Source organism: Tabrizicola soli, assembly GCF_015999335.1.
GTDB classification, from domain to species: Bacteria; Pseudomonadota; Alphaproteobacteria; order Rhodobacterales; family Rhodobacteraceae; genus Tabrizicola; species Tabrizicola soli.
The window spans coordinates 1-20508 of the sequence record NZ_JAEACP010000035.1; the positions used below are offsets into that span (position 1 = coordinate 1).

General features: G+C 65.7%; 15 protein-coding genes. 11 read left to right on the plus strand and 4 right to left on the minus strand.

Going from position 1 to position 20508, the window contains the following annotated elements; all coding sequences use genetic code 11:
- Window positions 1-176, plus strand: a 176-nt coding sequence (locus I7S92_RS21885; RefSeq protein WP_197647634.1) for a transposase, incomplete at its 5' end; no start/stop codon positions are given.
- Window positions 177-229: 53 nt separating this feature from the next.
- Here I7S92_RS21885 and I7S92_RS21890 read toward each other — a convergent pair.
- The gene (locus I7S92_RS21890) at window positions 230-1018 is read right to left on the minus strand and encodes a hypothetical protein (RefSeq protein ID WP_197647635.1); all 789 of its coding nucleotides are present in this window, start codon (window positions 1016-1018) and stop codon (window positions 230-232) included.
- A gap of 151 nt (window positions 1019-1169) precedes the next feature.
- Here I7S92_RS21890 and I7S92_RS21895 point away from each other — a divergent pair, with 151 nt between their 5' ends.
- From I7S92_RS21895 to I7S92_RS21905, 3 genes are read left to right on the plus strand one after another with little or no spacing between them, the layout of a single operon-like run.
- Window positions 1170-1931 (plus strand): ImuA family protein, encoded by a 762-nt coding sequence (locus I7S92_RS21895; RefSeq protein ID WP_197647636.1) that lies wholly within the window; start codon window positions 1170-1172, stop codon window positions 1929-1931.
- The gene (locus I7S92_RS21900) at window positions 1846-3369 is read left to right on the plus strand and encodes a Y-family DNA polymerase (RefSeq protein ID WP_197647637.1); all 1524 of its coding nucleotides are present in this window, start codon (window positions 1846-1848) and stop codon (window positions 3367-3369) included. Before I7S92_RS21895 ends, I7S92_RS21900 begins: the two co-directional genes overlap by 86 nt.
- Window positions 3366-6575 (plus strand): error-prone DNA polymerase, encoded by a 3210-nt coding sequence (locus tag I7S92_RS21905; RefSeq protein ID WP_197647638.1) that lies wholly within the window; start codon window positions 3366-3368, stop codon window positions 6573-6575. Before I7S92_RS21900 ends, I7S92_RS21905 begins: the two co-directional genes overlap by 4 nt.
- A 96-nt stretch (window positions 6576-6671) precedes the next feature.
- Here I7S92_RS21905 and I7S92_RS21910 read toward each other — a convergent pair whose 3' ends face one another.
- The gene (locus I7S92_RS21910; RefSeq protein WP_197647639.1) at window positions 6672-7577 is read right to left on the minus strand and encodes a MurR/RpiR family transcriptional regulator; all 906 of its coding nucleotides are present in this window, start codon (window positions 7575-7577) and stop codon (window positions 6672-6674) included.
- Window positions 7578-7789: 212 nt separating this feature from the next.
- Here I7S92_RS21910 and I7S92_RS21915 point away from each other — a divergent pair, with 212 nt between their 5' ends.
- The 4 genes from I7S92_RS21915 to rpoN all read left to right on the plus strand — a co-directional run bounded on the left by I7S92_RS21915 (window position 7790) and on the right by rpoN (window position 12507).
- A complete protein-coding gene (locus tag I7S92_RS21915) occupies window positions 7790-8296 on the plus strand; it encodes a TRAP transporter small permease subunit (RefSeq protein WP_197647640.1) in 507 nt (168 codons plus the stop codon).
- Window positions 8296-9639, plus strand: a complete 1344-nt coding sequence (locus tag I7S92_RS21920) for a TRAP transporter large permease (protein WP_197647641.1) — start codon at window positions 8296-8298, stop codon at window positions 9637-9639. The genes I7S92_RS21915 and I7S92_RS21920 overlap by 1 nt, the downstream gene beginning before the upstream one ends.
- A gap of 53 nt (window positions 9640-9692) precedes the next feature.
- Window positions 9693-10730: a TRAP transporter substrate-binding protein gene (locus tag I7S92_RS21925; RefSeq protein ID WP_197647642.1), complete on the plus strand. Its 1038-nt coding sequence runs from the start codon at window positions 9693-9695 to the stop codon at window positions 10728-10730.
- A 355-nt stretch (window positions 10731-11085) separates the two neighbouring features.
- Entirely contained in the window at window positions 11086-12507 is a 1422-nt protein-coding gene (rpoN, locus tag I7S92_RS21930) for an RNA polymerase factor sigma-54 (RefSeq protein ID WP_197647643.1), read from the plus strand.
- Between the two features lie 49 nt (window positions 12508-12556).
- On the opposite strand, the gene I7S92_RS21935 is transcribed toward rpoN, so the two are convergent.
- The gene (locus I7S92_RS21935; RefSeq protein WP_197647644.1) at window positions 12557-13984 is read right to left on the minus strand and encodes a gamma-aminobutyraldehyde dehydrogenase; all 1428 of its coding nucleotides are present in this window, start codon (window positions 13982-13984) and stop codon (window positions 12557-12559) included.
- 66 nt (window positions 13985-14050) lie between these two features.
- On the minus strand, window positions 14051-15502 hold the full coding sequence (locus I7S92_RS21940; protein WP_197647645.1) for an APC family permease: 1452 nt from the start codon (window positions 15500-15502) through the stop codon (window positions 14051-14053).
- Between the two features lie 315 nt (window positions 15503-15817).
- On the opposite strand from I7S92_RS21940, the gene I7S92_RS21945 reads away from it, so the two are divergent.
- From I7S92_RS21945 to I7S92_RS21955, 3 genes are all read left to right on the plus strand, one after another.
- A complete protein-coding gene (locus I7S92_RS21945; protein ID WP_197647646.1) occupies window positions 15818-16651 on the plus strand; it encodes a hypothetical protein in 834 nt (277 codons plus the stop codon).
- Window positions 16648-18051: a sigma 54-interacting transcriptional regulator gene (locus I7S92_RS21950; RefSeq protein WP_197647647.1), complete on the plus strand. Its 1404-nt coding sequence runs from the start codon at window positions 16648-16650 to the stop codon at window positions 18049-18051. The genes I7S92_RS21945 and I7S92_RS21950 overlap by 4 nt, the downstream gene beginning before the upstream one ends.
- A gap of 217 nt (window positions 18052-18268) precedes the next feature.
- Window positions 18269-20473: an oxidoreductase gene (locus I7S92_RS21955; RefSeq protein ID WP_197647648.1), complete on the plus strand. Its 2205-nt coding sequence runs from the start codon at window positions 18269-18271 to the stop codon at window positions 20471-20473.
- Window positions 20474-20508 lie beyond the last annotated feature (35 nt).

Below are 20508 nucleotides of genomic sequence, written 5' to 3' on the forward strand. Positions count from 1 at the left end.
AGTCCCGCGGCAAGCCAGTTCGATACGACAAGCGGCGCTATCGCCGCCGCCACCGGATTGAGATCATGTTCGGCAGATTGAAGGACTGGCGCCGCATCGCCACACGCTACGACAGATGCGCCACGACATTCCTGTCCGCCGTCGCTCTCGCCGCAACCGTCATGTTCTGGCTTTGACGATCAATGAGTCTGGAGCCTAGGGAATATCGGCATGGGCAAAACCGACCAGTTTACCCTTCCCATTCGGTGATGCGGAGCTTGTCGGCACCATGATACTTGGGGATATGGATGGTGACGCGCTGGCCGAGATATCCGTTCAACTCGTTGCAGGTCCAGTAGCGGCCAAGTGCCTGAATATGGCCCTTCGTGACCATGTGGCCCTTCTCTCTAGTGAAAACAGAGAGAAGGTCGTTGGGGTCTACGAGGGTTGCAGTCCAGCCAGCATCCCGGAATTGCTTGAATTTTTCCAGCGGTGAGGCGCCCTTGAGTTCGCCATACTGTGGTGACCAGCCATAGGAGCCGTGGACCAGCTTTTTGACATCGGCCACGAATTCGTCAAACGTGCCCGGATATGGCGGCATGAGCTTGCCCAGCTTTTCCCGCTTGGGATTCATGCGGTCGTCGTCGATCCACCCCGGAATGTGCCGGAAATATTGCTGGTTCATCTGGCAGAACCAGCCCTCAACCTGTTTGGCCGAAGCGTTGTAGGGGATAGCACGAACAACCGCGCTGCGGTCCGAGGCCCAATCAAAGCCGTTGATGGAAATATTGAGCTTCAGCGCGTCTTGCAGGTGATCGGCCCATACGTATTCGGAGCCGTTATCGACATAAAGCACCTTCGGCAGGCCAAAGGCAGGGTCCATGCACATGTTGATGAAGGCAGTGATGATGTCGATCTTCCTGACACCCCCCTTCTTCTCGAACATGATGATTTTACAGTAAACACGGCTGGTTCCGAGGTCGTGGAACGCGATCATCTTTGCCGTGGCCGTCTTGCCGCTTTCGCGCTCGATCAGCACGTTGATGTGGTGAACGTCCATAGGCCGGAACCCCGGCGCTGGCTCCTGTTCACATCTTGCCGGGCTGCGATTGACTCCTGATGGGATCGAGAACAAATAAAGAACATATCAGCCAAGCCAGCCCCTGGAAAGCCCCGGAACCTCCTTTCCCATGCAAGAGCGCGCCAACACCCCAGCCATTGCGGCTCTCCGCAGGCGCATCGCGCAGCTGGAGGGCGATGGGCCGTGCAGCCGGGAGGTGCTCCCTTTCGGCATTCCGCAACTGGACCGGAAGCTGCCGGGCGGCGGGCTGGCGCTCGGTTGCCTGCATGAAGTTGCCGGCGGCGGCAATGGTGCGGTGGGCGGTGCGGCGGCAGCCTGTTTCGTTGCCGGTATTGCCGCGCGGACGCAGGGCAGGGTGCTCTGGTGCGTCGCGCAACAGGATCTCTTCGCCCCGGGTCTCGAGCAATCCGGCCTGCCGCCCGACCGGGTGATCCATGTCGAGGCCGGGGACGACAGGTCGGTCCTGGCCTGCATGGAGGAAGGGCTGCGCCACGGTGGCCTCGGCGCGGTGGTTGCCGATACCGCCCGGCTGCCGATGACCGCCTCACGGCGGCTGCATCTGGCGGCGAAGGAATCCGGCACCATCGGCATCGCGCTGCGCCGCTGGCGGCGGCAGTCCGAGGCCAGCGATTTCGGGCAGCCGACGGCGGCGATGACCAGGTGGCGTATCTCGGTACTGCCCTCCGCACCGCTGCCGGTGCCCGGCGTCGCACGTCCGCGCTGGCTGATCGAGCTGATCCGGGCGCGGGCGGGCGAATCTCTCGATATCGAACTGGAGGCTTGCGATGGCTCGGGTCATCTCGGTCTTCCTGCCGACATGGCCGACGGACCGGCTGCGGCGGAAGACCGGCGCCGCAGCGTCTCCGGCTGAGGCGCCGCTGATCATCGCCGGCAGGGATGGCAACCGACGCGTGATCACGGCGGCGGATGCCGCCGCATGGGCGCTCGGGCTGCGGATCGGCATGCCCGTCACCAAGGCGCAGGCGCTGGTGCCGGGGTTGACCATCGCGCCCGCCAACCCGCGGGCCGATGCGGAGGGTCTGGAGCGTCTGGCGCTCTGGGTCCTGCAACGGTTCAGCCCGATCGTGGCGGTCGATGGGCCGGACGGGATCGTGATCGACTCCACCGGCGCCGATCATCTCCATGGCGGCGAGGCGGCAATGCTCGACGCCCTGGTCGGGCGGCTGACCTTTGCGGGCGTGGCCGCCCGTGCCGCCGTGGCCGACACCTGGGGCGCGGCCCATGCGCTGGCGCGCTGGCGGGCCGATCCCGTGTTCATCGCCGCAGCCGGTGCGGCGGAGACCGTGCTTGCACCGCTGCCGCTCGAGGCCTTGCGACTGCCGCCCGCCCTCTCTGCCGGTCTGCGCGAGCTGGGGTTCGCCTGTATCGGCGATCTGATCGGCCAGCCCCGTGCGCCGCTCACCCGCCGCTTCGGGCCGGAGCTTTGCCGCAGGCTGGATCAGGCCCTCGGCGACGCGAGCGAGCCGATAACCCCGGTCCGCCCGGATGACATGATCGAGGCCCGGCGCAGCTTCGCCGAACCCATTGCCGCTGCCGAGACCATTGCCCGCTATATCGGCAAGCTGGTCGATGCGCTCTGTGGCACGCTGGAGGAGCGCGGTCTCGGCGCGCGCCGTCTCGATCTGCTTTGCCATCGGACCGACAGCCGCATCCAGACCGTCCGCATCGGCTTGGCCCGGCCGGTGCGTGATCCGAAGCGCCTGACCCGTCTGCTCTGCGACAAGATCGAGACCATCGACCCCGGTCTCGGCATCGAGATCATGTCGCTCGTCGCGCCCCTGGCGGAGCCCCTGGCCGCGAAGCAGGCGCCGAGCAGCCTGATCGAGACATCGGAACCCGATCTGTCCGGCCTGATCGACACTTTGGCCAACCGCGTGGGTGCGAAGGCGGTCTATCGCTTCGCCCCGGTGCCGAGCGATGTTCCCGAGCGGTCGGTCTGCCGCATCCCCGCCCTGGCCGAGGATACCGGCGCGCGCTGGCCGGACCATTGGCCGCGACCCTCCCGCCTGCTGCCGCGGCCCGAGCCGATCGAGACCATGGCGCTGATGCCCGATCACCCGCCGAACTGGATCTCCTGGCGGGGCATCCGCCGCCAGGTGCGGCGGGCCGATGGGCCGGAACGGGTGTTCGGCGAATGGTGGAAGCGCGATGCCGAACTGGCCGCGGTCCGGGATTATTTCCGGATCGAGGATGAGGCCGGCGCGCGATTCTGGATCTTCCGCTCCGGCGATGGCGAGGACGCCGCCACCGGCTCGCATCGCTGGTTCCTGCATGGGGTGTTCGGATGATCGCCCCGCGCTATGCCGAACTGCAGGTGACCTCGCATTTCTCCTTCCTGCGCGGCGCTTCCTCGCCCGAGGAGCTCTTCACCACCGCCGCCGCGATGGGGATCGAGGCGCTGGCGGTGGCGGATCGCAATACGCTTGCCGGGATCGTGCGCGCCCATGAGGCGGCGAAGGAGACCGGCGTCCGGCTGATCCCCGGCTGCCGCCTCGATCTCGCCTGCGGCATGTCGGTGCTGGTCTATCCCATCGACCGCCCCGCGTATTCCCGGCTCTGCCGCCTGCTGACCCTCGGCAAGGGAAGGGCGGGCAAGGGCAAATGCCATCTCGAATGGGAGAACCTTGCCGCCTATGGGGAAGGGCTCATTGCCGTCCTCCTGCCCGATTTCGCCGATGAGGAATGCGGCTTTCGGCTTCGCAGGCTGCGCGATGTCTTCGGCGATCGCGCCTATCTGGCGCTGACCCTGCGGCGACGGCCGAACGACCAGATGCGGCTCTGGGAACTGTCGCAACTCGCGCAGCGCTTCAGCGTGCCGACGGTGGTGACCAATGACGTGCTGTTCCATGAGCCGAGGCGCCGCATGTTGCAGGATGTGGTCACGGCGATCCGCCACAACACCACCATCGACGCCTTGGGTTTCCGCCGCGAACGCCATGCCGACCGCCACCTGAAACCGCCTGCCGAGATGCATCGGCTCTTCGCCCGCTGGCCCGAGGCGCTGGCCCGGACGCTGGAGATCGCCGACCGCTGCCGCTTCAGCCTCGACGAACTGCGCTACCAATACCCCGAGGAGCGCGACGACCCGGCCCTGACCCCGCAGCAAACCCTGGAGCGGCTGACATGGGAAGGTGCGGCAAACCGTTATCCCGAGGGCGTCCCTGATCCGGTGGCCGCCTCGCTGCGCCACGAACTGACGCTGGTCCGCAAGCTCGACTATGCGCCCTATTTTCTCACCGTGAACAGTATCGTCCGTTTCGCCCGCTTGCGCGGCATCCTTTGTCAGGGTCGCGGCTCGGCGGCCAACAGCGCCGTCTGCTATGTCCTCGGCATCACCGCCATCGACCCCGGCTGCAACGACCTGTTGTTCGAGCGCTTCGTCTCCGAGGAACGCCGCGAACCGCCCGATATCGACGTGGATTTCGAGCATGAGCGGCGCGAGGAGGTGATCCAGTGGGTCTATGAGAATTACGGTCGCGACCGGGCCGCGCTGACCGCCACCGTCATCCGCTACCGCTCGAAAGGCGCCCTGCGCGATGTCGGCAAGGCCATGGGCCTGCCCGAGGACATGATCGCGGCACTTTCCACCCAGCTCGGCCGGTGGAGCGACGGGATCGGCGAGCAGACGCTGCGGGGGCTGAACCTCGACCCCGGTGACCGGCGGCTGCGGCTGGTGCTGGAGCTTGCCGCCCAGCTGCGCGGGGCGCCGCGGCACCTCAGCCAGCATCCGGGCGGCTTCGTGCTGACCCATGACCGGCTGGACGATCTGGTTCCCATCGAGCCGGCGGCGATGGAAGACCGCCAGATCATCGAATGGGACAAGGACGACATCGACGCCCTGCGCTTCATGAAGGTGGATGTGCTGGCGCTGGGAATGCTCAGTTGCATGAAGCGCGGCCTCGATCTCTTGGCCGAGCACAAAGGCCGGGTCCTCGACCTGGCCATGATCCCGCCCGAGGATGCGGCGACCTATGACATGATCTGCAAGGCCGATACGCTGGGCACCTTCCAGATCGAAAGCCGGGCGCAGATGTCGATGCTGCCCCGGCTGAAGCCGCGCACCTATTACGATCTGGTGGTGCAGGTGGCCATCGTCCGGCCCGGCCCGATCCAGGGCGACATGGTGCATCCCTACCTGCGCCGCCGCGCCGGGCTGGAGCAGGTGGAATATCCCCGGCCCGAGTTGAAGAGGGTGCTGGGCAAGACCCTGGGCGTGCCCTTGTTCCAGGAACAGGCGATGCGCATCGCCATCGAATGTGGCGGCTTCACCCCCGGCGAGGCCGACCTGTTGCGCAAGTCCATGGCGACCTTCAAGCACACCGGCGGGGTGTCGAAGTTCCGCGACAAGCTGATCGCGGGCATGGTCGCCCGCGGCTACGAAACGGAGTTCGCGGAACGCATTTTCCGCCAGCTCGAGGGGTTCGGCAGCTACGGCTTTCCGGAAAGCCATGCCGCCAGTTTCGCCCTGCTGGCCTATGCTTCGGCCTGGCTGAAATGCCACCACCCCGATGTGTTTTGCGCCGCCCTGCTGAATTCGCAGCCGATGGGCTTCTACGCCCCCGCCCAGATCGTGCGTGACGCCCGCGAGCATGGAGTCGAGATCCGTCCGGTCTGCATCAATGCCTCGCGCTGGGATTGCACGCTGGAGCCGGGCGCGGGCGGGCTTGCGATGCGGCTGGGCCTGCGCCTGGTCAAGGGCCTGTCCAACGCCCATGCCGCCGCCATCATCGCGGCGCGCGCGGATGAGCCTTATGCCTCGATCGAGGATCTGTGGCGCTGCGCCGGGGTTCCGGTGGCCGCCCTGGTGCAGGTCGCCGCGGCCGACGGCTTCCGCCCCGCCTTCGGCCTGGCGCGGCGACCGGCGCTCTGGGCGATCAAGGGTCTGCGCGACGCGGAACTGCCGCTCTTCGCCGCCGCCGTGCGCCGCGAGGGCGGGATGGGGACCGAGGCCGTCGAGCCCGCCGTCCTTTTGCGGCCGATGGCGGCAGGCCGCGAGGTGGTCGAAGACTACGGCCATACCGGGCTGACATTGCGTCGCCATCCGGTGTCCTTCCTGCGCCCCGATCTGGTCCGGCGCCGGATCGTCACCTGCGCCGAGGCGATGGGATCGCGCGACCGGCGCTGGCTGGAGGCTGCCGGCATCATCCTTGTCCGCCAGCGCCCGGGCTCCGCCAAGGGCGTGATGTTCATCACTCTGGAGGATGAGACCGGCATCGCCAATGTCGTGGTCTGGCAGAAGGTCTTCGAGCAGTTCCGGCGGGAGATCCTGTCCGCGAGCATGATCGCCGTGCATGGCCGTATCCAGCGCGAGGGCGAGGTGGTGCATCTGGTGGCGCATCGGATCACCGATCTCTCGCGCGATCTGGCCAGCGTCGGCGAGCGTGAGGAGGCATTTCCGCTGTCCCATGGGCGGGAGGACGAGTTCCGACATGGCGCGCCACCGCCGGATGCCCACGGTACCGGCATCAGGGTGAGGACACGGGATTTCAGGTGAGAGGCGCGAAGGAGCCATAGCGGGCCGGCAAGATGGAGGTCCCGCAAGTGGCCGTCGACGGGCGGGGTGGACGACCAAGGGCCACTCCGGCGTCCTTCATTCCCGCCTGGCGCCCACCTTGGGCGCGCGGAACACCCGGGTGCGGGCAAAGTAATCCTCGAGACGGTTGAGGCGGATCTGCACCTGATCGGCCAGAAGACCCTGCACCTGCGCCAAAAGGGCCTCGACCACCACCAGAAGCGTCGCCGTGGAATCCCAGGTCGAGGGCATCTCGATCCGGCAGGCAAGCGTGTGGCGCGCATGGGCGGCGGCTGGCGACAGGCCCATGTCCGTCACCAGGATCACCTCGCCCCCCATTTCAGCGGCCAGTTCCGCCAGCTGGACCGCATCGCTGCCATAGCGGCGAATGTCGAAGATCACCACGACGTCGCCCGTGCGCAGATCGAGAAGCGCCTGTTGCCAGTCGGTCGAATGGCCGCCCAGAAAGGTGACATCCGACCGGATCACGCGCAGGAGCGTGGCCATGTAGTCCGCATGGACATGGGTGAGCCGCCCGCCCGCCACCGCCACCCGCCGCTCTGGATCCGCCAGAAGGGCCGCCGCGCCGGCAAAATCCGCGGCAGGAATGCGGGCCAGGGTGGCCTCGATGTTGCCGACCACATGGCGCGAGAATCCATGAAGCGGATGCGCTGCCATCCCGCCCGTGCCTGCACCTGCCGGTCCGCTGCCGTCCGGCGCAAGGGTCAGTGGCGCGACCAGCAGGCGGCCGACTTCGGCACGGAGCGCCTTCTGATAGTCGGAATAGCCGCGAAAGCCCAGTTTTTGCACCAGCCGCACGATCGTGGGGGACGAGACCTGCGCCGCCTGCGCCAGCGTGGTGATGGAGCCGAGCGCCGACATCGGGAAATGCGACAGGATATACGTCGCCGCCTGCCGTTCGGCCCGGGTCAGATCCCCCAGCGCGGCATGCATCCGCTCCTCGATCGCGGCTGCTGGGTCCATCAACCCGCACCTTTCCTGAACATTTCCGACTCTCGCCCAGAGAGAAACATTTGTAACAGCGATTCGTCTGCCGGAAAATTCTTGACAGAACCCGGACAGGCAGGGACGCTGCATGAAAACAGGGAGTAGACTCGAGCCATGAACGTCAGGAATCCCGCCCGAATACGGGTGCGGGATACGTTGAAGGCGTATCCGATGCCGAGGCAGAAATGATGCCGCGCTTTCTAGTCCGGTTCGTGAAGATCGTCGATACGGTGAATTACCGTGTCGGCCGAATGTCGATGTATCTGCTCTTCGTGCTTACGGGCGTGCTGCTTTATGCAATCATCGCCAAGGCGTTCTGGCGGCCACCGCTCTGGACGCAGGAATTCGCGCAATTCACCCTGGTTGCCTATTTCGTGCTGGGCGGTGCCTATTCCCTGCAACTGGGCGCGAATGTGCGGATGGACCTGCTTTACGGGCGCTGGTCCTTGCGGCGGCGGGCGGCCGTCGATGCGGTTACAGTCTTCGCGATGATCGGATTCCTTGCCGTCATCCTGTGGGGCGGGATCGAGAGCACGCTCTACGCCCTGGAGATCGGCGAGAAATCGCGGTCGGTCTGGGCGCCCTATCTGGCTCCGGTCAAGATCGTGATCTGTATCGGCGTATTCCTGATGATCCTGCAATCCATCGCCTTTCTGATCCGCGATATTGCCATGCTGCGCGGGGAAAGACTCTGATGGATTACAATTTCATCGCCCTCGTCATGTTCGGCGGGATGCTCATCCTGCTGCTGACCGGGCAGCGGGTGTTCGCCGTCATCGGTTTCGTGGCCGCGGTCGCGTCGATCGCGTTGTGGGGGACGGGCGGGTCGGCGATCGCGTTCACCAGTACGATCAAGCTGATGAACTGGTACCCGATGCTGACGCTGCCGATGTTCGTCTGGATGGGCTACATCATGTCCGAGACGCGCATGGCGGACGACCTGTACCGGATGTTCCACGTCTGGTTCGGCCCGGTCCCCGGCGGCCTTGCCATCGGCACGGTGCTGCTGATGGTGCTGATCTCGGCCATGAACGGGCTTTCGGTTGCCGGGCTTGCGATCGGCGCCACGATCGCACTGCCCGAGATGCTCAAGCGCGGCTATGACAAGGTCATGGTGACAGGCGTGATCCAGGGCGGAGCCAGCCTCGGGATCCTGGTGCCGCCTTCGGTGGTTCTCGTGCTTTATGCCATGATCGCGCGCCAGCCGGTCGGGCAGCTGTGGCTGGCCGGGCTGTTCCCGGGACTGCTGATGGCCGGGATCTTCATCCTCTACATCGTGATCCGGACCGGGCTGCGTCCCTCGATCGGGCCGCCTCTCAGCCGCGAGGAGCGGGCGGTGATCTCGTGGCGCGAGAAGATGACCCTGCTGCGCGCCGGGGCCATGCCGGTGATCATCTTTGCGGCGATGATGGGCCCCTTCCTTTACGGTTTCGCCAGCCTGGTCGAGTCCTCGGTGATCGGCGCGGTGATTGCGACGCTGGTTGCCGGGCTGCGCGGGCGGCTGGACCGCCGCGTGTTCGAAAGCTGCATGACCCAGACCCTGGGTGTCTCCTGCATGTTCATGTGGATCCTGCTGGCCGCCCTGGCCTTTGGCGCGGTGTTCGATGGGCTGGGCGCGGTCCGGGCGATCGAGGACCTGTTCCTGCGCGACATGGGTCTTGGCCCGTGGGCGATTCTGATCATGATGCAGGTGTCGTTCCTCATCATGGGGATGTTCCTTGATGATACCGCGATGCTGGTGATCGTGGCGCCGCTGTACATTCCGCTGGTGGCCAAGCTCGACCTCGGGATGGCGCCGGGCGATGTGCTGATCTGGTACGGGGTTCTCTACACCATCACCTGCCAGATCGCCTATATGACGCCACCCTTCGGCTACAACCTGTTCCTGATGCGCGCGATGGCGCCCGATCATGTCACGCTTGCGGACATCTACCGCTCGATCTTTCCGATCGTCGGGCTGATGATCCTCACGCTGATCATCGTGATGATCTTCCCCGAGATCGCGCTGTGGCTGCCGCATCAGGTCTACGGCCCCTGAATACTACCCGCGGGCGGCGTGTGGCCGTCCGGTCAACCCTGAAGGAGGACAGGATGACGACCACCAGACGCAAGTTCATCTCGGCCGGTGCCGCCGTCGGCGCCACTGCCCTTGCCGCCCCTGCTGTCATCGCGCAGGCGGCACCGATCAGGTGGCGGTTGCAGACCTACGCAGGCGCCGCACTGGGGGCGCATGTCTGCGCGCCCGCGATCGAGAAATTCAACGCGATCGCGGGCGACCGGATGCAGATCGAACTGTATTTCGCAGACCAGCTCGTTCCCACGTCGGAGCTGTTCCGCGCCATGCAGTCAGGCACCATCGACGCCGTGCAGTCGGACGACGATTCGATGCAGTCGCCGACCGAGGTCACGGTGTTCGGCGGCTACTTCCCGCTGACCCTGCGCTACTCGCTCGATGTGCCGGTGTTGTTCAACCAGTACGGGCTCGATGCGATCTGGAAGGAGGAATACGCCAAGGTCGGCGTCCAGCACGTCACCGCCGGTTCGTGGGATCCGTGCAACTTTGCCACCCGCGATCCGATCAACAGCCTCGCCGATCTTCAGGGCAAGCGCATCTACACCTTCCCGACCGCCGGCCGCTTCCTGGCGCAGTTCGGGGTGGTGCCGGTACAGATGCCCTACGAGGACATCCAAGTCGCACTCCAGACCGGCGAAATCGACGGCGTGGCTTGGTCGGGCATCACCGAGGACTACACGGTGGGCTGGGCCGACGTGACCAAATACTATCTCACGAACCCGATCTCGGGCGCGTGGATCGGGCATTTCTTCGTGAACCAGGAACGCTGGAACGAACTGCCCGACGATCTGAAGGAACTGTTCAAGGTCTGCACCGAACAATCGCACTACTACCGCCAGTGGTGGTATTGGGGCGGCGAGGCCGACCTGCGCGTGAACGGGCCCAAGCTTCAGCTTACCACCATCCCGGCCGAGGAATGGGCCCAGGTCGAGGCCGCGGCCGAGAAGTTCTGGGAAGAGGTCGCTTCGGAATCCGAGATCAAGGCCAAGGTGGTCGAGATCTTCAAGAAGTACAACGCCACCATGGTCAAGGCCGGCGCTCCCTATCGCTACTAGACGGATCGTGCGGGCGGCGGGGCGTGGTCCCCGCCGCCCTTGCACCGATGGAACCGGCGCGGCCGTTGGCGCAACCGCCGGTTCTTGCATTCAGGTTGCCCCCGCTTCCTCTCCGCCCCAGAAGCCAGAAGCCAGATGCCGTGCCAGGTGTCACGTCCTTGCAACGGGTGGATCGGGATCAGGCTGCCTGAGCTTCCTGCCAACCAGCCGCCACGCAATCGATCCCCGCGCCGAGCGCCCGAAACAGGCACCCGTCATGAGATCAATGCGACACCATACACTCTTGTTGCGACGCAAAGACTTGTGGCATCCCTGCAAGAACGGAGTCGGAAGCCATGTCTGGGGGGACACAGCTATGACCCAGATGCCGCCGCTATACCTGAGACATTCGCAATCCCCGGCGATGACGCCGCAGATGCTCATGTCGATACGGCTGCTTCAGCTGGCGCAGGCCGAGCTGGAACGCTTCGTCAACGATGAGGTGGAGCGCAACCCGCTGCTGGATCGGGCCGGGCCGGAAAGCGCCGCGGATGGCGGCCGGGCAGATGACGCCTCGCGCGCACGGCCGATGCGGGGCGATCCCCGGATATCCGCCGGATCCGGCCGGACGAATCCGGATTTCGACCTTCTCGCCGCCTTGCCCGAGAAACCCGGACTGCGGCAGCGGGTTGAGGAGCAGATCGGCCTGGAACTCTCTGATCCGCTGGACCGGCTGATCGCGGTGGCCCTTGCGGATGCGCTGGATGATGCGGGCTATTTCCGCGGCGACACGGGGGCTGTCGCCGGTCGCCTCGGCGTGGAGAACGCGCAGATCGAGCGGGTGCTGGCGGCCTGCCAGCAGTTCGCTCCGACCGGGATCTTTGCGCGCAGCCTGTCGGAATGTCTTGCCCTGCAACTGCGCGAGCGCGACCGGCTTGACCCTGCCATGGCGGCGCTTCTGGCCCATCTGGACCTTGTGGCGCGCCGGGACTTCGCCTGCCTGAAGCGGATCTGCAAGGTCGACGACGAGGATCTCTGCGGCATGCTGGCCGAGATCCGCAGCCTCGATCCCCGGCCGGGCAGCGCACTGGCCGCGGGGGAGCCCGTGCAGCAGATCGTCCCCGACGTCGAGGTTCTTCCCGCCTGCGATGGCTGGCAGGTCGAGTTGACCGAAGCGGCGCTGCCGCGGGTCCTGATCAATGGCAGCTATGCCGCGCAGCTCCGGCGCAGCGTCGGCGGCGGTGCGGATCGCGACTTCATCACGACCTGCCTGAGGAATGCCAACTGGCTGGTGCGAAGCCTTGACCAGCGCGCGCATACGATCCTGAAGGTCGCGACCGAGATCGTGCGCCAGCAGGACGATTTCCTGACCAGGGGCATCCGGCATCTGAAGCCGCTGACGCTGAAGATGGTGGCCGACAGTATCGGCATCAATGAATCCACCGTCAGCCGGGTGACGGCGAACAAGTTCATGCGCACTCCGCGCGGCGTGTTCGAGCTGAAATACTTCTTCACCGTCGCGCTCGGCTCGCTCGACGGCCGGCAGGCCCATTCGGCGAAATCGGTGCTGGACCAGATCCGCCAGATCATCGACGAGGAAGAACCCGAGAATGTGCTGTCCGATGATGCGATCGTGCGGATGCTGCAAGCGACCGGCATCGTCATCGCCCGGCGCACCGTCACCAAATACCGCGAGGCGATGCGGATCGCGCCCTCCGGGCAGCGGCGGCGCGAAAAACGGATGGCAGAGCAGGAAGCGCGCCTCAAGGCCGGGCGGTCCGTGCTGGAAGGTGCCTGAGCAATGCAGGTTGCCTGCCGCGCCGGGAAGGCGGCGCGGCAGGTGACGCTCAACCGAAGTTGACCATGACGTGCCGGGCGACGGTATAATCCTCCAGCGCGTAAAGCGACATGTCCTTGCCGTAGCCGGACTGTTTCAACCCGCCATGCGGCATCTCGTTCACCAGCATGAAATGTGTGTTGATCCAGGTGCAGCCGTAGCGCAGCCGCGCGGCCATTCGCATCGCCGTGCCGATGTCCCTGGTCCAGACCGACGAGGCAAGCCCGTAATCGCTGTCGTTCGCCCAGGTCAGCGCCTGCTCTGCCGCGTCGAAGCGGGTGACGGTGACGACCGGGCCAAAGACCTCGCGGCGGACGATCTCGTCGTCCTGCAGCGCGCCCGCGACGACGGTCGGCTGGAAGAAGAAGCCGCGGTCCCCTGCGATATGACCGCCGGTCACGACCTCGACATGCTTCTGTTCGGCGGCACGGGTCACGAAGCCTGCGACCCGGTCCCGCTGCACGGCCGAGATCAGCGGACCGAGTTCGTTCTCGCTGTCGTCGGCCCGGTTGTAGGCCAGCGTCGAGACCGCGCCGGCGAGATCGGCGACCAGCCGTTCATAGACGCCGGACTGGGCGTAGATGCGGCAGGCCGCCGTGCAATCCTGCCCGGCGTTGTAATAGCCGAAGGTGCGGACCCCCTGCACCACGGCGTCGACATCGGCGTCGTCGAAGACGATGACCGGGGCCTTGCCGCCCAGTTCCAGATGGGTGCGCCTGATCTTCTCCGCAGCTGCGCCAAGCACCTTCCTGCCGGTGCCGATGCTGCCGGTGATCGACACCATGTCGATGTCGGGGTGGCGGATGATGGCGTCGCCGACGCTCTCGCCGCGCCCGAAGACGATGTTGACCACGCCCTCGGGCAGGATCGCGGCGAGAAGCCGCGCCAGTTTGAACGCCGTAAGCGGCGTCAGTTCCGAGGGCTTGAAGACGACCGTGTTGCCGCCCGCCAGCGCCGGGGCCAGCTTCCAGGTCATCATCATCAGCGGATAGTTCCAGGGCGCGATCGACCCGACGATGCCCAGCGCATCGCGCCGGATCATCGAGGTGTGGTTGGGCAGGTATTCGGCCGCCGCGGGGGCCTGCATCGACCGCACGGCCCCGGCGAAGAAGCGCCAGCAATCGACGATGGCCGGCATCTCGTCATTGCGCACGGCATTGATCGGCTTGCCGCAGTTCAGGGCCTCGAGCGCGGCGAAGCTGTCCGCCTCGCGCTCGATGGCGTCGGCGATCTTCAAGAGATAGGTCGAGCGTTCCGCGGGTGTCGTCGCCGACCATCCGGGGAACGCCCGCCCTGCCGCCTGCACGGCCCGCTCCACCTGTGCGGGCGCGGCCTCGGCAAGGCGGGCGATCACCTCGCCGGTCTTCGGGTTGATTATGTCCTGAGCGGCGCCCTCTCCCTCGAGGAAATGGCTTCCGACGAGCATCTGGTTGTCCAATTGACTGCCTCCTTGCGGCTGATTGTCCAGCGGAACGGGCACGGCAGCGCCCGTTCCATCTCCTGTTCACTCTCCGGCGACCGCCGTGTGCCTGCTGCCTTGCCGCATGAACGGCAGCACGATCAGGCCGAACATCACCACCACGGCGCTGGTCAGCATCACGGCGTAGTTCTCGTACCAGTTGGCATCGGGCATCCGCGGCCAGGCGAGGTTGACGATCGCAGAAACGCCGTAGACGAAGGCCAGCACGGTCACGGGAACGCCCCAGCCGCCAAGGTTGAACGGCCCGGTCGGCTTCCACCCACGAAGCCGCGCGGAAATCGCCGCGAAGACGACCATCTGGAAGGCCAGATAGATGCCCACGGCTGCGAAGCTCACCACGACGGCGACGGCGTTGCTGAGGAAATAGCCGCCCAGAGCGATGACAGCGGGAACGATGCCGCAAAGGATGAGAGCGACGCTGGGCACATGGGTCGCGGAGAGCCGCGTCAGCGCCTTCGACGCGGGCAGCATGTTGTCGCGGGCGAAGGAAAACATCAGGCGGCTGGCGGCGGCCTGAAGGCTGAGCACGCAGGACATGAACGAGATCAGCACCACCAGCAACACGACCCGCGCGCCGGTCTCGCCGAAGTTGGTGGTCAGGATCGTCCAGACCGGATCCGTGTCCTCGCCGGAGATCACCGCGCCGATGTCCTTGACGGCCAGGATAAGCGCCAGGCAGACGAACATCGCCGCCGCGCCGCCGATATAGATCGTCAGCCGCATGGCGCGCGGTATCGCCCGGCTGGGATTCGGCACTTCCTCGGCCACGTCGCCGCAGGCTTCGAAGCCATAGTACTGGAAGATGCCGGCCAGGCCCGCGGCAAGAAAGGCCGGAAGATAGCTGCCTTCACCGACCACGGCGGCGGTATCGAACAGCACCGAGAGGGACTGTTCGCGCCCGACGGTCAGAAGCCAGGCCCCGACAACAAGCGCGCCACCGAGTTCGCACAGGAAGCCGATCATGGCGACCTTGGCCAGAACCCTGGTTCCGGCCAGGTTGAGCAAGGTCGAGGCCGCGATGATCAGCATCGCCGTCACCGTATTGACCTGCGGCGAGGGATCGAAGCCGAAGAAGACGGCGACATAGGGACCGGCGCCCATCGCCACGGCGGCGACCGTGGTGGCCAGTGCCCAGAGATAGATCCAACCCGTCATCCAGCCCCAGCGATCGCCGATCAGGCGTCGGGCCCAGGGATAGACACCGCCGGCGATCGGGTATTGGGAAACGATCTCGGCGAAGACGAGGCAAACCAGGAACTGGCCGATGCCGACCAATAGGTAGCTCCAGAACATCGGGGCGCCGCCGGTGGCGAGCGCATAGCCGAACAGGGTGTAAACCCCGACAACCGGCGAGAGATAGGTGAAGCCGAGGGCGAAGTTCTCCCACAGCGACATCTTGCGTTCGAAGGACTTGGCATAGCCGAGTGCCATCAGTTGGGCTTCGTCCGCCCCGTGGGCGTGTTCTTTTGCGGTCATGGTGCTCCTCCCTTTTGGGTCCCGCTTGGTATTTTCTTGCGCTTGCGGCGCATTTGGTCGGGAGATGTCACCGGCAAGTGCTGCCGGCCCCCCGATGGCCTGGTCGGATGTCCAGCCTGAACAGGCATGTCACGCCGCCTCTACCCTCCCCCCGGGCGTGATCTGAAAGACATTGCAAGACCTGTGCCATCCTGTGATTTCCTGCGAATTCAAATGATTAGTGGGTCTGCGATACGCGCTCGGAGAAAGATTGTTGCGTAATTGCAGCGTTTCTGGTGTGATATTGCAGCACGCAGCCGGCAGCGGGGGGGGCCGATGAGCAGGCGCAAGGCAAAGCAGCCATCCGGCCGGCCCGACGGCGATGACAAGGCCGCCGGGCTTGCCGACAGCAACGAAATCATGTGGGCGCTGATCCAGAGGGCACGCCAGGCGATCTGGTGCTTCCGCTACGACGCGCCGGTCAACGTCGGGCTGGGCGTGGACGAGATCGTCGACCAGATCTTCCAGCATCACGCGGTCTGGTGCATGTGCAACACCGCCATGGCGCGCGCCTATGGCCTGAACGACGAAAGCGACCTGAACGGCCACGATGTGCGGCTCTACTGGCCGCGAAACGCCATCAATGAAGCCTTCATTCGCGAGGTCATCGCCAGCAATTTCCACGTCGATGGTGCGATCTCCGAGGATGTCCGCAGCGACGGTACCCCGGTGCTGATGGAGAACGACGTGCGCGCCCATATCGCCGACGGCAGGCTCTATCGGTTGTGGGGAACGCTGCGCGAGGTGAAGCCGGGCCACCTTGGCCCGCAGAGCGAGCGGGTGGAATCCGCCGCGCTGGCGTTCGAGCTTCAGCCGCTTCCTGCCTGCCTGATGCGGTCCGATGGCTCGGTGATCACCGAGAACATCGCCTGGCGGCAGGCGTTCGGCACGCTTGCCCATATCGCGGCCCGCATGGCGTTCCGATCCGCAGGAACGGGGGGCAGCAGCGAGATCGTCCTGCCGATGCCGCTGTCCTCCGGCCCGGCGCAGCACCATCTCGTCAGCTGCCGCTGGCAGGATGCCACCGGACCGGGGGCCATCGCTGGCCGTGCTGTCTGTCTGGCCGTAACGGCGCGGCAACTGGATGGCGATACGGGTGCGGCGCCATGAATCGCGGCAAGATCGCGCCATTCCGCCTGGATGCCAACCCGGGCGGCATTGACCCCGCCGTGCTGTTGGATCTTTGCCAGGACGAGGGTTTCAGGCAGTTCTGCGACGTCCTGAACGAGGCGGTGATCGTCTTCGACGAGGAGAAGAATGTCGTCGCCCTGAACAAGGCGGCCGAGAAGGCGACCGGCCTGCATCGCTCGATCGCCTGCGGCTATTCGGCCGAGGCTCTGTCGGCCCGAAGCCGGCTTGGGCTGAAGCCGCTGCTTGCAGGCGATGCCGTGGGCCATCGCAGCGTGATGCTGCGCTGGCGCGACGAACCCGGCGAGATCGCCGCGTCGCTGCATGTGCTGTCAAAGTCCGGCCTGCCCTCGCTGCGCGTGGCGCTGTTCCAGCCGCCGGCGACGGCCCTGGCCCGGGCGAAGTCGGACACGACGCAACGGCTTTTGCGCAACGATTCCCTGCCGCTTTATCAGCGCCGTCTGGAGCCGCTGATCGAGTTCGGGGTGCGCGCCTTCCAGTCACGCCGCCGCATCCTGCTTCTGGGCGAAACCGGGGTCGGCAAGACCACTCTCGTGATGCAGATGCACCGCCAGGCCATCGGCGCCGACCAACCATTCGTCCATGTCAACTGCTCCAGCATCAGCGAGAGCCTGTTCGAGGCCGAGATGTTCGGCTACGAGCGCGGCGCCTTCACGGGGGCGCTGGCAAGCGGCAAGCCGGGCTTTATCGAGGCGGCCAGCGGCGGCACGCTGTTTCTGGACGAGATCGGCGACATGCCGTCGTCGCAGCAGGCCAAGCTGTTGAAATTCCTTGAAGATGGCTGCATTCAGCCGGTCGGGGGCGTGCGCCAGAAGTCGGTGGACGTGTTCGTCGTCTGCGCGACCAACCGCGATCTGGCCGAGGATGTCCGCAAGCGCACCTTCCGCGAGGATCTCTATTTCCGGATCGCGATGATCCCGCTGACGGTCCCCCCGCTTCGGGAATACCGGGATGAACTGCCGGGGCTGATCGACACCATGATCGCCAACCTCAACCTCACGCGCGCGCGGCGGTTGGTCCTGTCGGCGGACTGCCGCCGCCGGATGGTCGAGCACAGCTATCCAGGCAATATGCGCGAGTTGATCGGGGTCATCGGCCGTCTCGATCTTCTGGCCGACGAGGTTGCCGGAGTCGAGCATCTGCCGCCCCAGATGCAGGGCGGCGGCGGAGGCGACCGGCCTTCGGCCCCGACTCGCGATGCGGAGGAGGAGGCGACGGACGGCCGGCCGCTAAAACAGCGTGTCAGGGCATACGAACGCCGTCTCATCGACGAGGCGGTCAGGGCCGCGCCGTCAAAGCGCCAGGCGGCCCGCGCGCTGGGCATCGACATCGCCTCGCTGCTGCGGAAGCTGCAGGAGTAGCGGGCGGAACCCGTGCGTCTTGCCTTCCGCCGGCGGATATTGCTGACATTTGGCATCGCGTCGATGCAAATCTGAAGCAAAATGGTGTGCGATGCCGCGCGCCGATCCTTCATCTTTCATGTAACTTATTGAAATTATTCAATTATGCGGATTTGGCACAGGCTTTGCTTCATACATCCGGACGATGGCAAAGGCCCATGACGGAGGAGGCAAGTTAATGGCGCGTGATCCAAAGTACGACATCCTGTTCGACAAGGTGAAGATCGGCCCGAAAGTATCGCCGAACAGGTTCTTCCAGACCTCGCATTGCGCCGGTGTCGGCTCGGAGCGGCCCGGCACCCAGGCGATGTTCCGCGGCACAAAGGCCGAGGGTGGCTGGGGCGTCGTCTTCACCGAATTCTGCTCGATCCATCCTGAATCGGACGAGTTCCCCTATACCTCCGCCCGTCTTTGGGACGAGGGCGACGTGCGCAACCTGCGGCCGATGTGCGACGAGATCCACAAGCACGGCGGCCTGTCCGGGGTCCAGCTCTGGTACGGCGGCATCCATTCGCCGCGGCTGGAATCGCGCGAGGTGTCGCGCTCGGCCTCGTGCCTGCCCTCGAATCTGCTGCCGGCGCGCACCTTGTATGCGGCCGAATGTGACGAGGATGACATCAAGGCCGTCATCAACATGTATGTGCTCGCCGCCAAGCGGGCGCAGGACGCGGGCTTCGACCTGCTGGAAGTCACGGCCGGCGACAGCACCTTCCCGGTGCAGTTCCTCGAGCGGCGCTACAACAAGCGCACCGACAGGTACGGTGGATCGCTGGAGAACCGCGCCCGTGTCTACATCGAGATCATGACCGCGCTGAAAAAGGCCTGCGGCGACACCAGCGCCATCACCACCCGCTACGAGATCGACACCCTGCAGGGCCCGCACGGGCTGGAAGCCAAGGACGAGGGCATCCGCTTCGTCGAGCTGATGCACAAGGAGGGCGTCTGCGACCTCTGGGCCGTCAAGATCGGCGACTACGAGGAATGGGGCGAGGACGCCGGTACGTCCCGTTTCCGCAAGTCGGGCTGGATGCTGCCCTTCGTCAAGGAGGCGAAAAGCGTCGTCGGCTCCACCCCTGTCGTGGTCAATGGCCGCTATACCAGCCCCGACGACATGGTGGCGGTCATCCGCGCCGGCATCGCCGATATCATCGGCGCCGCCCGGCCGTCGATCGCCGACCCCTTCCTGCCCAAAAAGATCGAGGATGGCCGGCCCGAGGACATCCGCGAATGCATCGGCTGCAACCAGTGCGTTTCCAAGTTCAACCAGTCCGGCTTGCTCAACTGCACCCAGAACGCCACCGCGATGGAAGAGTACCGCCGCGGCTGGCATCCGGAGCGCTTCTCCAGGGCGAAGGATCCCTGCTCGGTCCTGGTTGTCGGCGGCGGCCCGGCCGGGATGGAATGTGCCCGCGTGCTGGGCGAGCGTGGCTATGACGTCCACCTGCGTGAGGCCGAGGCCGAGCTTGGCGGGCATCTGCGCAACGTCATTCGCTATCCCCGCATGAACGAATGGGGCCGGGTGACAACCTATCGCCAGCTTCAGCTGTCCAAGATGAAGAATGTCGAGGTGCATCTGGGCGTCGGCAAGATGACGGCGGACGACATCCTTGCCTATGGGGCCGACAAGGTGGTGATCGCCACCGGATCGCATTGGGCGACCGACGGACTTGGCGCCGAGGGCCACGGCACGCTGCCGGGCTGCGATGCCTCGCTGCCGAACTGCCTGACGCCCGAGCAGATCCTGGCGGGCAAGCCGATCCCCGGCGAGCGGGTGGTGGTACTGGACGGCGACGGCCATTTCACCGGCGTCAGCATGGCCGAGCTTGCCGCCGATCTGGGCAAGAAGGTGACGCTTGTCACCAACATGTCGGACCCGGCCGAATACAGCCAGTTCACCATGGAAGTGCAGAACAACAAGCGGATGCTGCACGAGAAGGGCGTCGACATCCTGCGCAACCACTGGGTCGAATCCTACCAGGACGGCAAGCTGACCTTGTTCTACCTCTACCGCCACGGCTCGGCCCTGATTGACCCCGAGGTGGGCAGGATGCCGCGCCACGAAAGCACCGCCGTCACCGTGCTGGATGTGGACGCCGTGATCCTCGTCACTTCCCGGGTGCCGAACCACGAACTCTTCGCCGTGCTGAAGCAGCGCCGCGGCGAATGGGAGGCGAACGGGTTGCAGGGCGTCTACAAGGTCGGCGACTGCAACGCGCCGCGGCAGATTTCCGATGCCGTGTTCGATGGTCACCGCCTTGGACGCGAGTTCGACAGCCCGCATCCGCAATACCCGCTGCCCTGGATCCGCGAGCGGCAGCTCTGGGGGGCCGAGACCGTGCCCGCCCTCGGCGACAGCCGCCCGGCCGTCGAACCGGCCACCTGACCGGCAAGAGCGGCGCCCCCCCGCGCGTGGGGCGC